Origin of the sequence: Marinobacter sp. CA1 (assembly GCF_020546665.1) — a bacterium.
Taxonomy (GTDB): Bacteria; Pseudomonadota; Gammaproteobacteria; order Pseudomonadales; family Oleiphilaceae; genus Marinobacter; species Marinobacter xestospongiae.
Genome location: NZ_CP071785.1, coordinates 1,587,833 through 1,602,047 on the forward strand (window position 1 = coordinate 1,587,833; position 14,215 = coordinate 1,602,047).

Consider the following 14,215-nt stretch of genomic DNA (forward strand, 5'->3'; position numbering starts at 1 on the left):
TGTTAATCTGGAATTCGACGCTCAGCCCAGCGGCGTCCGGGCCAATGCCCAGACCTGAATATCGCTGGCTCCGGCGCGACTCAGTGCCCTGGCCATGGCACGGGCGGTGGCGCCGGTGGTCATGACGTCGTCAACAATCGCCACCCGGTCAGGCACGGGCCCGAGGACCTGGAAAGCGGTACCAAGGTTGCGCAGTCGCTGTCGACGTTGCAGGCCGGCCTGGGGCTGTTGCGGGCCCACGCGACGCACGGTGCTGGCAGACCAGGGCAGGTCCAGGTGACGGCCCAGCTGCTCGGCAATGTCCTCCGCCTGGTTGAACCCTCTTCGCCGCTGTCGCCAGGGGCGCATGGGCGTCGGGATCAGCAGTTGAGGCAGCTCACCGGATGGCATCAGACTGACACGAAACTGCGCCAGCCAGGCCTGAACAAGTGGGTGTCCCAGGCTGGGCTGGCGGCGGTACTTGTAGCCGCTGATCAGCTGGTCAACCGGAAAGCCGTAAAGCCAGGGAGCGATGGTGTGCCGGAAGTGGGGCGGCCGGGCCTGGCAGTCACCGCACAGGGCGGCTGCCGGAGTGCTGGCTGGCAGGGGCAGGGCGCAGCAACGACAGGGCGTGCGGTTAACCGGCAGGGCGTCGAAACAGGCCTGACACAGACCGGTTGGTGCCGGGGCCAGACAGGCAACACAGAGGTTGCCGGCATCCAATACCCGGTTAACCAATGGTGGAAAGTGGGTTGACAGCGCTCTAAGTCCCTTTATCATTTGTGGTCTCCGTCAACCATGGAATCCAACAAAGTTAACAGGACCTGACCATGACCGCCACAGCCCTCCGTCACGACTGGACCATCAAGGAAGCCCGCGCCCTGCTGGAGCTGCCGTTCAACGATCTGATGTTCCGTGCCCAGGCGGTCCATCGCCAGTATTTTGATCCCAACGAAGTGCAGGTCAGTACCCTGCTGTCGATCAAGACCGGGGCCTGTCCCGAAGATTGCAAATACTGCCCCCAGAGCGGCCACTACAACACCGGTCTGGAAAAGGAAAAGCTGCTGGAGATCGAGCGGGTGGTGGCTGAGGCCAAGGCCGCGAAAGACAAGGGCGCTTCCCGTTTCTGTATGGGCGCAGCCTGGCGCAGCCCGGCCAAGAAGGACATGCCCTACGTGCTGGACATGGTGCGTCAGGTCAAATCCCTTGGTCTGGAAACCTGCATGACCCTGGGGATGTTGCGGGAAGACCAGGCCCTTGAACTGGCCGATGCCGGTCTTGACTACTACAACCACAACCTCGACACCTCCGAGAAGTACTACAACCACATCATCACCACCCGTACCTACCAGGATCGCCTCGATACCCTGGACAACGTTCGCCGCGCCGGAATGAAAGTCTGCTGCGGTGGCATCATGGGGATGGGGGAAGATCTGGACGATCGCGCCGGTCTATTGGTGCAGTTGGCCAACCTGCCGCATCATCCGGAAAGTGTGCCGGTGAACATGCTGGTGAAAGTCGAGGGGACCCCTCTGGACAACGTTGACGACCTCGATCCGTTCGATTTCGTCCGCACCATCGCCGTGGCCCGCATCATGATGCCGGAATCCCACGTGCGGCTGTCTGCGGGCCGGGAGAATATGAATGACCAGATGCAGGCCCTGTGCTTCCTGGCAGGCGCCAACTCCATCTTCTATGGCGAGAAGCTGCTGACCACCAACAACCCGGAAGCGGACCACGACCGTGAGCTGTTCCAGCGCCTTGGCATCCGGCCGGAACAGCGGGAACAGGCCCACACTGAGGAAGAGCAGGTTGAGGCGCTCAGCGAGGCAGTAGAGTACGAGCGTACCCGTCACATGTTCTACGACGCCACCCGGGAATCTGCCTGAGGCTGGTCCATTGCGGGATTTCGCAGCAGAACTGAACGCCCGGCATGAAGCCGGGCTCAACCGGACCCGGCGCCTGGTTCGTGGTCCGCAACAGCCTTCGCTGACAGCCGATGACACGTCGCTGCTGGCATTCTGCAGCAATGACTACCTTGGTCTTGCCAGCCACCCCGAGGTTTGCGCGGCGCTGACTACGGCAGTGTCGGACGCTGGCGTTGGTGGCGCGGCGTCTCACCTGATCTGTGGTCATCACGACTACCACCACCAACTGGAGCAGCGCCTGGCCGACCTGACCGGGCGAAGTGCTGCGCTGTTCTTCTCCACCGGCTATATGGCCAATCTGGGTGTGATTTCTGCCCTGGTGGGCCGGGGCGACACGGTGTTCTCGGACCGCCTCAATCACGCCTCCATTATCGATGGCTGCCTGCTGAGCCGGGCGCGAATCCAGCGCTATCCCCACAACGACATGGATCACCTGGCGGACCGACTTGCGGCCACCTCCGGCCACAAACTGGTGGTGACCGACGGGGTCTTCAGCATGGATGGAGACATGGCGCCCCTGCGGGAACTGGCGGCCCTGTGCCGCGAACACGACGCCCTGCTGCTGGTGGATGACGCCCATGGCCTCGGTGTGCTGGGGGAGCGAGGCGCCGGGTCGCTGGAACACCTGGGTCTGTCTGAACAGGAAGTGCCTTTGCTGATCGGCACGCTGGGCAAGGCAGTAGGCACCAGCGGGGCTTTCGTCGCCGGCTCCCAGCTGCTGATCGATTACCTGGTGCAGAAAGCCCGCACCTACATTTACACCACCGCCATGCCGCCGGCAGTGGCAAAAGCCACCTGTGCCGCCCTGGATCTGGTGGAGCAGGGCCTGGCCCGTCGCCGGCACCTGGTGCACCTGATTCGCCGATTCCGCGAAGAAACCCAGGCTCTCGGCTACCAGCTGATGCCTTCCGCAACGCCAATCCAGCCGATCATGGTGGGCGACAACTGGACCGCGCTGGAACTCAGCCGGCAGTTGGAGGATCGGGGACTGCTGGTGACCGCCATTCGTCCGCCCACGGTGCCGGAAGGCCAGGCACGGTTACGGGTCACCCTGAGCGCTGCCCACACCGATGCCGATCTCGACCGCCTGCTGACGGCACTGGCGGACTGCCGGCCAGTGCCGGAGGCCTGACATGGCAGGGCACGGTAATCTGCCAATTCGGGTGATCGGAGGCTGGGGCGTGGATGCTGCCATGCTGGCGACACTGATCCATGACTGGCCGGGCCCGGTGACCCAACTAGACCTCGCTGGTGATCTATTGGCCAACCTGTCTCCTGATGCCAGCGGCGTTGAGTCCGCTGCCCGGCGGCTGTTGGCACGTTATCCTGAACCATCCCTCTGGCTGGGCTGGTCCCTGGGCGGGCAGATTGCCATGGCCGCCGCAGGCCAGGCCCCGGACACGGTGTGTGGCGTCGTTACCCTGGGGGGCTTTCCCCGCTTCGTGCAATCCGGGCACTGCTCGCCGGGGATGGCGGCAGCGACCTTCGAGGCGTTTTTGCGTCAGTTTGACGACGACAGCCACCGTTGCTGGCAACGGTTTCTGGCGCTGATGGCGAGTGATGGCCAGGGGCGTTCGGATCGACGGGCATTGCGGCGCTGGCTGCAGGCCGGTCCACCCCAGAGCGATGACGACCTGGCCCTGACCCTGGGCTGGCTCGCCGACAGTGATCAAACTCTGTTGTGGCAGAACCTGACCACGCCCGCGCTTCACCTGTGGGGAACACAGGATCAGGTGGTATCCGCCACCATGGCCGACCAGCTGTTGGCTGCGAACAGCCGTGCTCTGCTCATTGAGGGCATGGATCATTGGCCTCGGGACGAGGCGGGGCAGGTCTGCCGGCAACACCTCCTTACGTTCGCTCACTCCCTTCAGGAGACTGTGCAATGACACTGATTGACCGCCACCGTCCGGAAATCGCCAGCAAGCACGTCGTGGCGCGGGATTTCGGGGCTGCCTCCGACTCCTATGACTGCGCTGCCAGACTGCAACGGCACATGGGCGAGCGTCTGCTGGCGCAACTGCCGCGGACGCTGTCGGCCAGCAAGGTGCTGGACCTTGGCTGTGGCACCGGACAGTTTGTGCCGGCTCTGAGCGAGCGCTACCCCCAGGCGCGGGTCACCGGCGTTGATCTGTCGGCGGCCATGGTGGCCCATGCCCGTCGCCAGCGGGCGGGGGGCTATCAGTGGCTGGTGGCCGATGCCGAGCGGCTGCCCCTGGCCTCCGGCAGTGTCGATGCGGTGTTTTCCAACCTGATGATCCAGTGGTGCACCGATCCCCGGCCGGTACTGGCGGAATGCCTGCGGGTGCTGCGTCCCGGTGGCGTACTGGTCTGCTCCACGCTGGTGCAGGGTACCCTGAGGGAACTGGCGGCCGCCTGGCAACAGGTGGACCCGGGAGTGGACCACGTCAATCGCTTTGAAGCCTGGCCGGCGTTGCTGGAACAGGTGATGGCGGTCGCCCCGCAGGCGGCGGTGGAGCAGGAGACCGTGACATTGCCCTACGAATCCCCCATGCAGTTGCTGGCGGAGCTCAAATCCCTGGGAGCCCAGTACAAAGGGGATGCCCGCCGCAAGACCGTGACCGCTCCGGGGCGGTTGCGGCGTCTGGCACAGCAGTATCCCCGTCGCGATGGGGAGGTGCTGGCGAGCTATGAGGCCGCCTATATTACTTACCGGCGGCCGGACTGACGGCAGCGATCAGCCCGATTCGGTGCAGCTCTTTCTTCACTGATCAGGACCCCTTTCCACTGACCAGGATTACAGTCTACTGAACAGGAAACCACCATGGCCAAACAGACTTTCTTCGTGACCGGGACCGATACCGGTGTTGGTAAAACCCTGGTGTCAGCAGCGATTCTCCATGCTGCTCGTAACCTCGGTCTGCGTACCCTGGCGATGAAGCCCATCGCGTCCGGCTGTGAGCAGACGCCGGATGGGCTGCGCAACGAAGACGCGCTGATGTTGATGGACGCCATGACCGAAACCCTCAGCTACGATCAGGTCAATCCTCTGGCCATGGAGCCGGCCATTGCGCCTCACGTGGCAGCGGCGATGGCGCAGCGCCGGCTCAGCGCCGAGCGTCTGGTGGGGTTCTGCCGGGGACTGCAGATGCAGCCTGCGGACCTGATGCTGATCGAGGGGGCTGGTGGCTGGCGGGTTCCGCTGAACGAGCGGGAAACCTACGCCCGGGTTCCGCAGCTGCTGGAGCTACCGGTTATCCTGGTGGTGCCGTTGCAGCTGGGGTGCATCAACCATGCCCTGCTGAGCGCCGAAGCGATTCGTGCCGATGGTTTGCCGCTGGCGGGCTGGGTGGCGAACCGGCCGCAGGAGACTCCGATGAGCTGTGAGCAGGATACCCTGGAGTACCTGCAGGCCCAGCTGCCGGCACCCTGCCTGGGTGTACTGCCCTGGCAACCGCAGCCGGACCCGGTAGTGCTGGCAGAGTCTTTGGGATTGCAGGCAATCCTGGGGCGGGGTGAACGATCATTTGATTGAAAATTGAACAGGGGTGTGGCTTAATGAAAACAATCTGAAGGTCAATCAGGTGGTCGTCGATATGATCAACAACACGCTAGCGATCGGTATCCAGGGTGTCCAGGAAGGTATTCAGGGCATGGACAACGCCGCCCGCAGGATTGCCCGCGGCGGCACCGATGGTCCTCAGGGCAGTGCGTCCGGCAACGGCGACCTGCTCGAGCCTATCGTTGATCTCAAGCTCTATCAGCGCAGCGTTGAAGCCTCCGCGCAGGTGGTCAAGACCGCTGACGAAACTCTGGGCACCTTGCTGGACATCAACGCCTGAGCGTTGATCGCGGTTCACATCCATGATTTCAGGTGCCTTGCCTTCCTCTCCCGTCGTCAGTCCCTTTCAGGGGACCAGTGCTCCCCCGCGCCCTCAGGCCGAGATGGGAGAGCGTGGTGAGGCACGGCCTACCGAACGATCCGAGCAGGCCAGCCGTAGCGCTCAGGCTGACACCCAGCTGACCGAAGCCGAACTCAAGGAACTCACCAAGCTCAAGGCCCGGGACCGCGAGGTGCGTGCCCACGAGACTGCCCACCAGTCCGTTGGCGGGCAATACGCCGGCGCACCCAGCTACACCTACCAGCGTGGGCCCGATGGCGCCCAGTACGCCGTGGGTGGGGAAGTCTCCATTGATATCGCCCCGGTAGAGGGCGACCCCCAGGCCACCATCGACAAGATGCGTATTGTCCGCGCCGCTGCCCTGGCGCCAGCGGAGCCGTCCAGTCAGGATCGGACGGTGGCGGCGGAGGCGACCCAGATTCTGCTGCAGGCCCAGGTCGAGCAGTCCCGCGAATCCCGGGAGTCATCCGATGATGAAGCGGCGAACGAAGTCGCGGACCGTCAGGGCGATGCTGCTGCCGACACCTACCGTTCCATTTCTCGCTCCACCGCTGCCGATCAACCGACCGATCTCGCTGGTTTTCAGGCAACTGCCTGATATTCCGAATAATAATTTTCAGTATTGGATGAGTCCGAGCGGGCCTGTTGCTGCCTGCGCGGGATAAATTTGCGATCACACGCTTGACAATTCCGCACCTACAAACGTATGTTTCAAACACTTGTTTAATTGATGCCTGAGTCCGGTTGGCGAAGGTGTCCGAGCAATCCTGATGGCAGTGTGCTGCGTCGAGAACCTGCGCAGCAAGAACCGATAACGAGGTGGATTCCATGCCTGAATACAAAGCGCCCCTGCGTGAGATCAAGTTCATCATGAATGAGCTGCTGGACAGCGAGCAGCATTACGCCAGTCTGGAGGGAGGCGAAGACGCGACTCCGGATATGGTCGACGCCATCATCCAGGAAGGCGCGAAGTTCGCAGAGCAGGTTCTGTCTCCGCTGAATGCGGTTGGCGACCAGGAAGGCTGTAAGCTGGCTGACGATGTCGTCAAGACGCCGACCGGCTTCAAAGAAGCTTACCAGCAGTACGTCGAAGGTGGCTGGCCGTCCATGACCGCCGATCCCACCTATGGCGGCCAGGGCCTGCCGCACTCCATCGGGCTGGTCATCAGCGAGATGGTTGGTACCTCCAACTGGTCCTGGGGCATGTACCCGGGGCTGAGCCACGGCGCCACCAACACCGTTGAAGCCCACGGCACCGAAGAGCAGAAGCAGACTTACCTCACCAAACTGATCAGCGGTGAGTGGACAGGTACCATGTGTCTGACCGAGCCACACTGTGGTTCTGACCTGGGTATCCTGCGCTCCAAGGCCGAGCCGAATGCGGATGGCTCTTACAACATCTCCGGCACCAAGATCTTTATCTCTGCCGGTGAGCACGACATGGCCGAGAACATCGTCCACATCGTTCTGGCACGCCTGCCGGGCGCACCGGAAGGCACCAAGGGCATTTCCCTGTTCATCGTGCCCAAGTTCCTGCCTAACGAAGACGGCTCCGTTGGCGAGCGCAACGCGGTTTCCTGTGGCTCTCTGGAGCACAAGATGGGTATCCACGGCAACGCCACCTGCGTTATGAACTTCGATGGTGCCAAAGGCTGGCTGATTGGTCCTGAGAACCGCGGTCTGAACTGCATGTTCACCTTTATGAACACCGCCCGTATCGGTACTGCCATCCAGGGTCTGGGTGCCGCCGAGCTTGGTTTCCAGGGCTCACTGGCTTACGCCAAAGACCGTCTGGCCATGCGTTCCCTGAGCGGTCCGAAGAACCCGGAAGGTCCGGCCGACCCGATCATCGTTCACCCGGACGTGCGTCGCATGCTGATGACCCAGAAAGTGGTCGCAGAAGGCGCCCGCGCCTTGATCTATCTGACTGGCCAGCAGGTCGACAAGACCCACAGTGCCAAGTCCGAAGAAGAGCGTAAGGCTGCCGACGAAGCCCTGAGCTTCCTGACGCCGATCGCCAAGGCGTTCCTGACCGAGATTGGTTACGAGTCCGCCAACCTGGGCATGCAGGTCTTCGGTGGTCACGGCTTCATCTCCGAGTGGGGCATGGAACAGAACGTTCGTGACGCCCGCATTGGCATGATCTACGAAGGCACTACCGGCATCCAGGCGCTCGACCTGCTGGGTCGTAAGGTGCTGATGAGCCAGGGTGAGTCGCTGAAGTCCTTCACCAAGCAGGTGCATATCTTCTGCAAGGAAAACGCTGACAACGAGCAGCTGAAGGAATTCCTCGAGCCGCTGGCTGCGATCAACAAGGAATGGGGCGAGTTGACCATGAAGGTTGGTATGACCGCCATGAAAAACCGTGACGAAGTAGGTGCGGCGTCAGTCGACTACCTGATGTACTCCGGCTACGCCGTCTTCGCCTACCTGTGGGCGCGCATGGCCAAGGTGGCGCTGGACGCCATGGCCGAAGGCACCACCGAAGAAGCGTTCTACAACGCCAAGGTGCTGAGTGCACGCTTCTACTTCAAGCGTCTGCTGCCGCGGACCAAAGGCCACGCTGAAATGATGCTGGCCGGTGCCGACAGCCTGATGGATATGCCGGAAGAATCCTTCGCCTTCTAAGGCGCGGGTGATTCGACACCGGAAAAGCCCGCTTCGTGCAAGCGGGCTTTTTTATGGGTCCCGACAGCAGTTGTGAGACCGGGCCCAAAATTGGGTAGAATAGCTCCCTACAAAAACATCAACAGTAACGGGCACACACCTGCCGGTGCATTTTTACCCTTCGCACCGTTTACCTTTAGTGTTTGAATTCTGGAGAGAAATAGATGGCTGACTATCAGGCGCCCCTGCGTGACATGCGATTCGTCCTCAACGAGGTTTTCGAGGCTCCGGCCCTTTGGAGTTCGCTGCCCAAGCTGGCGGAGAACGTTGATCCCGACACCGCCGATGCAATCCTGGAAGAAGCCGGCAAGATCACCAGCGGCGTATTGGCACCGCTCAACCGCGAAGCCGATGAGCAGGGCTGTAAATGGAACGAAGGGGAAGTAACCTCCCCGGAAGGCTTCAAGGAAGCCTACCAGACCATCGTGGAAGGTGGCTGGAACGGCCTCGGCGGCAACCCGGAGTTCGGTGGCATGGGCATGCCCAAGATGCTGGTGGCCCAGTTCGAGGAAATGATGCAGGGTGCCAACATGTCCTTCGGACTGGCGCCGATGCTGACGGCGGGCGCCTGCCTGGCGCTGAATGCCCACGGCAGCCAGGAACTGAAAGAGAAGTACCTGCCTAACATGTACTCCGGCGTCTGGTCCGGCGCCATGGACCTGACCGAGCCTCATGCCGGTACCGACCTGGGGATTATCCGCTCCAAGGCCGAGCCCAACAGCGATGGCTCCTACAATGTAACCGGCACCAAGATCTTCATCACTTGGGGCGAGCACGACATGGCGGAGAACATCATCCACCTGGTGCTGGCGAAGCTGCCGGACGCGCCGGCCGGTCCCAAGGGCATCTCCCTGTTCCTGGTGCCGAAGTTCCTGGTCAACGACGACGGTTCCCTGGGCGAGCGCAACAGCTTCAGCTGTGGCTCCATTGAGAAGAAGATGGGCATCAAGGCCTCGGCCACCTGCGTGATGAACTTTGACGGTGCCAAGGGCTGGCTGGTTGGCGAGCCTAACAAGGGCCTGGCGGCGATGTTCACCATGATGAACTACGAGCGGCTGGGTGTTGGCATCCAGGGCATCGGCGCTGCCGAGGCGTCCCTGCAGAGTGCCCGTGAGTACGCTCTGGACCGCATTCAGAGCCGGGCTCCTACCGGTGCCCAGGAAAAGGACAAGGCTGCCGACCCGATCATCGTGCATCCCGACGTGCGCCGTATGCTGATGACCATGAAAGGCTACGTCGAAGGCGGACGTGCCTTCTCCACCTACGTGGCCCAGTGGCTCGACATTGCCAAGTACGCTGAAGACGACGACCAGCGCAAGCATGCCGAAGGCATGGTGGCGTTGCTGACGCCGGTGGCCAAGGCGTTCCTGACCGACCGTGGTCTGGACACCTGTATCCTTGGTCAGCAGGTCTTCGGTGGTCACGGCTTCATCCGTGAGTGGGGCCAGGAGCAACTGGTGCGGGACTGCCGTATCACCCAGATCTACGAAGGCACCAACGGCATCCAGGCCCTCGACCTGATGGGCCGTAAGGTCGTGGGCAGCCAGGGCAAACTGTTTGAGCTGTTTGCGGCTGACGTCGCCAAGTTCGTTCAAAACAACAACGATGATGCCGCCCTGCGGCCTTACCTGGAGTCCCTGTCGGCGGCGCTGGAGCGGCTCTCGGACGTCACCGAGGCGGTGATCGCCCAGGCGGCAGAGAACCCCAACGCCATCGGTGCGGCCTCTGTGGACTACCTGGACCTGTTCGGTCTCACCGCGGTGGCTTACATGTGGGCGAAGATGGTGAAAGTCGCAGCGCCGAAGGCTGAGGGCGACACTTCCGGTTTCTACACCGGTAAGCTGAAGTCCGCGCGGTTCTACTTTGACCGCCTGCTGCCGAAGACTGTGTCACTGGCCGAAGGCATTCGCAGTGGCAGCGACTCCATGATGGCACCGACCGCAGACGAGATCTGATCGCGGTCAGCTCAGGCTGACACCATCGTGTGGTACACAAAAGGCGGGTGACGACAGTCCCCGCCTCAGACTGCTGACAAACCCTCGCCATGGTAGCGGGGGGTTGTTGTAATTGGGCCAGCGACTTTCCAGAGGCTGCCCCATGCTCAAAGAGCCCTCCCCACAACAACACGAACTCGAGATGGTCTGTCTCGAGTCCCTGGTTCCTGAAACCCATCTGCTTCGCTCAATCGATCACGCCATTGATTTCGAGTTCATTCGTGAGCGTGTACGGCACCTGTATTGCGCAAACAACGGCCGCCCGGCCCTTGATCCGGTGGTGTTGTTCAAGATGCTGTTTCTGGGCTACCTGTTCGGTATCCGCAGTGAGCGGCAGCTGGTGCGGGAGATTCAGGTCAATGTGGCCTACCGCTGGTTCCTGCGTTTCAACCTGACCGACAAGGTGCCAGATGCCTCCACGCTGAGCCAGAACCGCCGTCGTCGCTTTCATGACAGCCACATCTATCAGGAGATCTTCGATGAGATCGTGCTTCAGGCCATGAGGTACGGCCTGGTTGGTGGCGAAGTGCTCTACACCGACAGCACCCACCTCAAGGCCAACGCCAACAAGAACAAGTACGACCTGGCACAGGCGGAAGTGAAGGTGGTGGATTACCTGGAGAGTTTGGAGCAGGCGATCGAGAGCGACCGCAAGGCTCATGGCAAGCAGCCGCTGAAAACGAAGCTGTCCGAGCAGCCGCCCAAAATGAAGGACACCAAGGTGAGTCGTACCGACTCGGACAGCGGTTACATGGTGCGGGAAGGGAAACCCAAGGGCTTCTTCTATCTGGACCACCGGACGGTGGATGGGCGTCATGCCATCATCACAGACAGTTACGCGACCCCGGCCAATCTCCATGACAGCCGGCCTTACCTCGATCGGTTGGACCGCCAGCGAGAACGCTTCGGTTTTGACGTCTGGGGTGTGGGGTTGGATGCGGGGTACTACACGGCGGGTCTCTGCAAGGGCCTGGAAGACCGGGGCATCTATGGCGTGATGGGCTACCGACGCCCCAACAAGCCCAAGGGCTATCTCCCCAAGCGCGCCTTCACCTATGACCCGGAAACCAATACCTATCGCTGCCCCGAGGGACAGTTGCTGATCTACGCCACCACCAACCGGCAGGGCTACCGGGAGTACAAGTCCAACCCGGTTCACTGCAAAGACTGCCCGCTACTTGGTCAGTGCACGCGCAGCGCTAACCACGTCAAGGTGCTCACCCGCCACGTTTGGCAGGACAGCAAAGAACGAGTCGACCAAAACCGGTTAACGCCTTGGGGCAAGGCGCTATACAAACGACGGCAAGAGACGGTGGAGCGCTCGTTCGCGGATGCCAAGCAGTTGCATGGCCATCGCTATGCTCGATTGCGAGGGCTGTCAAAGGTCCGCGAGCAATGTCTGTTGGCTGCGACTGCCCAGAATATGAAGAAGATCGCGCAGCTCCTGGCGCGTATTTTGGGGCTGAAATCGCTTGCAGCACTGGTCTTACAGGCGTCTATCCTGGCATGGACTCAAAAACGGGTTGATAGGAAGTATCGACGAGGAAGGCTGACTCAAGCGACCGTCGGCTGAAAACAGAACCACCAAATGCAACAAACCCCGGAAAACCGGGGTTTGTCAGCAGTCTGAGGCGGGTGACGACAGTCCCCGCCTTTTTCTTTGCGTTACTTCCCCTTCCTGTTTCAGACCTTTTTGGCTCGGCCGCGCAAGGTTTTGCAATATCTGACATTTGCCTGCCCTTGACCTGATCTATATCAGGTTGAAAATTGACGCATATCTATAAAGTTTTTCGTCATAACGCCGTCTATGTTTAGTAGGTCGCCCAAAAAAACGATGAGAGGCGAGCTCTTACAATAATCACCACGCCGCCCGGAACCGGCGGACAGGCTAATGGGTCACCATGAAAAAACACTATTCCATCCGTTTTCTCCTGCTTGCCGCCCTGGCGGTGGCGTTCTCCCTGGTACTGGTCTTCACGGTGCTGTACAGCGCCCAGGCCCAGCGTGCCCACCTGGAGGATTACACCCATCGCTACGTCGACGGCCTGGCCAAGTCCTACTTTGATGCCCTCAACACCATGATGGTGACCGGCACCATTGGTAACCGGGCAATGTTGCGGGAGAAGGCCATGGCCTCGGAGGACGTGCTGGACGTGCGGGTGATCCGCAGTGATCAGCTTAACGCCATGTACGGGGCCGGCACCAAGGCTGAGCAACAGCGCGGAGAGCTGGGCGAACGGGCGCTGGCCGGAGAGCGGGTGGAAGAGTACTCCAGCAACGATCAGGGCCGGATCTACACCCTGATCGAACCGGTGATCGCCCGGGAGAACTACCAGGGTGTGAACTGCCTGGGCTGCCACCAGGCCCAGGACGGCGATGTCCTGGGGGCGATCCGGGTGGACTACTCGCTGGCCGAAAGTGATGCCCGACTGAACCAGCAACTGCTCACCAGTGGCAGCATTCAGGTGTTGATTTTCGTGGGCGCCTTCGCCCTGACCACGCTGGTGCTGGGGCGTTTGGTGTTCTCCCGGTTGCGTCGGTTGCGGGACCGGATGGACGAGATTTCCTCCAACTCCGATCTCACCATCGAACTGGACGTTACCCGCAACGATGAGATTGGCCTGGTGTCACAGTCCTTCAACCGCATGATGACCCGCATTCGTGACAGTATGCACACGGTGCTGGACAACGCCCGTCAGGTGGAAGAAGCGGCCCGCAGTATTGCGGAGAAATCCGACACCACCGAGCGGGAGGTGCTGGCGCAGAAAGACAACACCGACCAGGTTGCCAGTGCCACCACCGAGATGGCGGCGTCCGCGGTACAGGTGCGGGAAAATGCCATCAACACCGCCCGCAAGTCGTCAGACACCGCTGAATCTGCCAACACTGGCGAACGTCTGGCCCGTACCGCGGTGGAAGGCATACAGGCTCTGAACGGCGAAGTGCAGGCCGGCGCCCAGCGTATTGAGGAGCTGGATGAGCGCACCAGCCGCATGAACGATATGTTGGAAGTGATATCCACCATTGCCGACCAGACCAACCTGCTGGCCCTCAACGCCGCTATTGAGGCCGCCCGGGCCGGTGAACAGGGCCGTGGCTTCTCGGTGGTGGCGGAAGAGGTGCGGGCCCTGGCGTCTCGGACCCAGGACTCCACCGGCGACATTCGCGCCACCATCGACAGCCTCAAGGGCGAAGTGGTCGACTGCGTTGCCACCATGCGTCACGCCTCGGAGATGGCAGGACATCAGGTCGATGCAATTCTCAAGGTGGAAGCGGAGCTGCAGAGTATTGCTGCGGCGGTGCGGGAGATCACCGATCTCAACCAGGAGATGGAGAGTGCCGCCAATGAGCAAAGTGAGGTGTCGGAGTCCATCAACCACAATGTGATCGAAATCAGCCGTTCTGCCGAGCAGACCTCGTACGACGCCCAGCAAACTGCGCAGATTGCCGGAAACCTGTTAACCATGGCGGAAACCCTGCGTCAGACCATTGCCCAGTTCCGGCTTAGCCAATCCACTGACCAGTCGGATTGACCTTAACAGACACGCACAAAGGCCCAAATTCACCAGCCTTTGTGCGTTTGTTAGCCTTCTTACATATGGTAACAATAATTACCATGCCTACCTTGTTGGTTTGATTGATTATATGTGCCCTCAAGGAGCCTAGGCTCCTTAAACTGAGACTATTCGGTCCCACAACAAATCCAAGAAATGGTACCGGTCTCCAACAGGCTCTCTGGACGATGTCAGGGGTGCAGGAGCGCCCACCGCGTCAGGAAGGTTCT

General features: G+C 61.2%; 12 protein-coding genes. 11 read left to right on the plus strand and 1 reads right to left on the minus strand.

Going from position 1 to position 14,215, the window contains the following annotated elements; genetic code table 11:
• Window positions 1-21: 21 nt before the first annotated feature.
• Window positions 22-759, minus strand: a complete 738-nt coding sequence (locus tag J2887_RS07420; RefSeq protein ID WP_227175347.1) for a ComF family protein — start codon at window positions 757-759, stop codon at window positions 22-24.
• Window positions 760-809: 50 nt separating this feature from the next.
• Between J2887_RS07420 and bioB the strand changes: the two genes are divergently transcribed.
• The 11 genes from bioB (at window position 810) to J2887_RS07475 (ending at window position 13,964) form a co-directional block, all read left to right on the plus strand.
• Window positions 810-1,868 (plus strand): biotin synthase BioB, encoded by a 1,059-nt coding sequence (bioB, locus tag J2887_RS07425; protein WP_227175348.1) that lies wholly within the window; start codon window positions 810-812, stop codon window positions 1,866-1,868.
• Between the two features lie 10 nt (window positions 1,869-1,878).
• The gene (gene bioF / locus J2887_RS07430) at window positions 1,879-3,039 is read left to right on the plus strand and encodes an 8-amino-7-oxononanoate synthase (RefSeq protein WP_227175349.1); all 1,161 of its coding nucleotides are present in this window, start codon (window positions 1,879-1,881) and stop codon (window positions 3,037-3,039) included.
• Between the two features lies 1 nt (window position 3,040).
• A complete protein-coding gene (locus J2887_RS07435) occupies window positions 3,041-3,796 on the plus strand; it encodes an alpha/beta fold hydrolase (protein ID WP_227175350.1) in 756 nt (251 codons plus the stop codon).
• Window positions 3,793-4,596, plus strand: a complete 804-nt coding sequence (bioC, locus tag J2887_RS07440) for a malonyl-ACP O-methyltransferase BioC (RefSeq protein WP_227175351.1) — start codon at window positions 3,793-3,795, stop codon at window positions 4,594-4,596. The genes J2887_RS07435 and bioC overlap by 4 nt, the downstream gene beginning before the upstream one ends.
• Before the next feature lie 96 nt (window positions 4,597-4,692).
• Complete coding sequence (bioD, locus tag J2887_RS07445; protein ID WP_227175352.1) at window positions 4,693-5,403, plus strand: dethiobiotin synthase; 711 nt, start codon at window positions 4,693-4,695, stop codon at window positions 5,401-5,403.
• 61 nt (window positions 5,404-5,464) lie between these two features.
• On the plus strand, window positions 5,465-5,710 hold the full coding sequence (locus J2887_RS07450; protein ID WP_227175353.1) for a flagellar basal body rod C-terminal domain-containing protein: 246 nt from the start codon (window positions 5,465-5,467) through the stop codon (window positions 5,708-5,710).
• Between the two features lie 103 nt (window positions 5,711-5,813).
• Window positions 5,814-6,368 carry a putative metalloprotease CJM1_0395 family protein gene (locus J2887_RS07455; RefSeq protein ID WP_324197256.1) on the plus strand — a complete coding sequence of 185 codons (555 nt, stop codon included), beginning with the start codon at window positions 5,814-5,816 and terminating at the stop codon, window positions 6,366-6,368.
• A gap of 230 nt (window positions 6,369-6,598) precedes the next feature.
• Entirely contained in the window at window positions 6,599-8,398 is a 1,800-nt protein-coding gene (locus J2887_RS07460; protein ID WP_227175354.1) for an acyl-CoA dehydrogenase C-terminal domain-containing protein, read from the plus strand.
• Between the two features lie 203 nt (window positions 8,399-8,601).
• A complete protein-coding gene (locus J2887_RS07465) occupies window positions 8,602-10,392 on the plus strand; it encodes an acyl-CoA dehydrogenase C-terminal domain-containing protein (RefSeq protein WP_227175355.1) in 1,791 nt (596 codons plus the stop codon).
• Window positions 10,393-10,534: 142 nt separating this feature from the next.
• Window positions 10,535-12,004, plus strand: a complete 1,470-nt coding sequence (locus J2887_RS07470) for an IS1182 family transposase (protein ID WP_227175356.1) — start codon at window positions 10,535-10,537, stop codon at window positions 12,002-12,004.
• A 328-nt stretch (window positions 12,005-12,332) separates the two neighbouring features.
• On the plus strand, window positions 12,333-13,964 hold the full coding sequence (locus J2887_RS07475) for a methyl-accepting chemotaxis protein (RefSeq protein ID WP_227175357.1): 1,632 nt from the start codon (window positions 12,333-12,335) through the stop codon (window positions 13,962-13,964).
• Window positions 13,965-14,215 lie beyond the last annotated feature (251 nt).

Coding starts and splice junctions, on each gene's coding strand:
- J2887_RS07420 (WP_227175347.1), bottom strand. CDS start 759: ATGATAAAGGGACTTAGAGCGCTGTCAACCCACTTTCCACCATTGGTT.
- bioB (WP_227175348.1), top strand. CDS start 810: ATGACCGCCACAGCCCTCCGTCACGACTGGACCATCAAGGAAGCCCGC.
- J2887_RS07435 (WP_227175350.1), top strand. CDS start 3,041: ATGGCAGGGCACGGTAATCTGCCAATTCGGGTGATCGGAGGCTGGGGC.
- bioC (WP_227175351.1), top strand. CDS start 3,793: ATGACACTGATTGACCGCCACCGTCCGGAAATCGCCAGCAAGCACGTC.
- bioD (WP_227175352.1), top strand. CDS start 4,693: ATGGCCAAACAGACTTTCTTCGTGACCGGGACCGATACCGGTGTTGGT.
- J2887_RS07450 (WP_227175353.1), top strand. CDS start 5,465: ATGATCAACAACACGCTAGCGATCGGTATCCAGGGTGTCCAGGAAGGT.
- J2887_RS07455 (WP_324197256.1), top strand. CDS start 5,814: ATGGGAGAGCGTGGTGAGGCACGGCCTACCGAACGATCCGAGCAGGCC.
- J2887_RS07460 (WP_227175354.1), top strand. CDS start 6,599: ATGCCTGAATACAAAGCGCCCCTGCGTGAGATCAAGTTCATCATGAAT.
- J2887_RS07465 (WP_227175355.1), top strand. CDS start 8,602: ATGGCTGACTATCAGGCGCCCCTGCGTGACATGCGATTCGTCCTCAAC.
- J2887_RS07470 (WP_227175356.1), top strand. CDS start 10,535: ATGCTCAAAGAGCCCTCCCCACAACAACACGAACTCGAGATGGTCTGT.
- J2887_RS07475 (WP_227175357.1), top strand. CDS start 12,333: ATGAAAAAACACTATTCCATCCGTTTTCTCCTGCTTGCCGCCCTGGCG.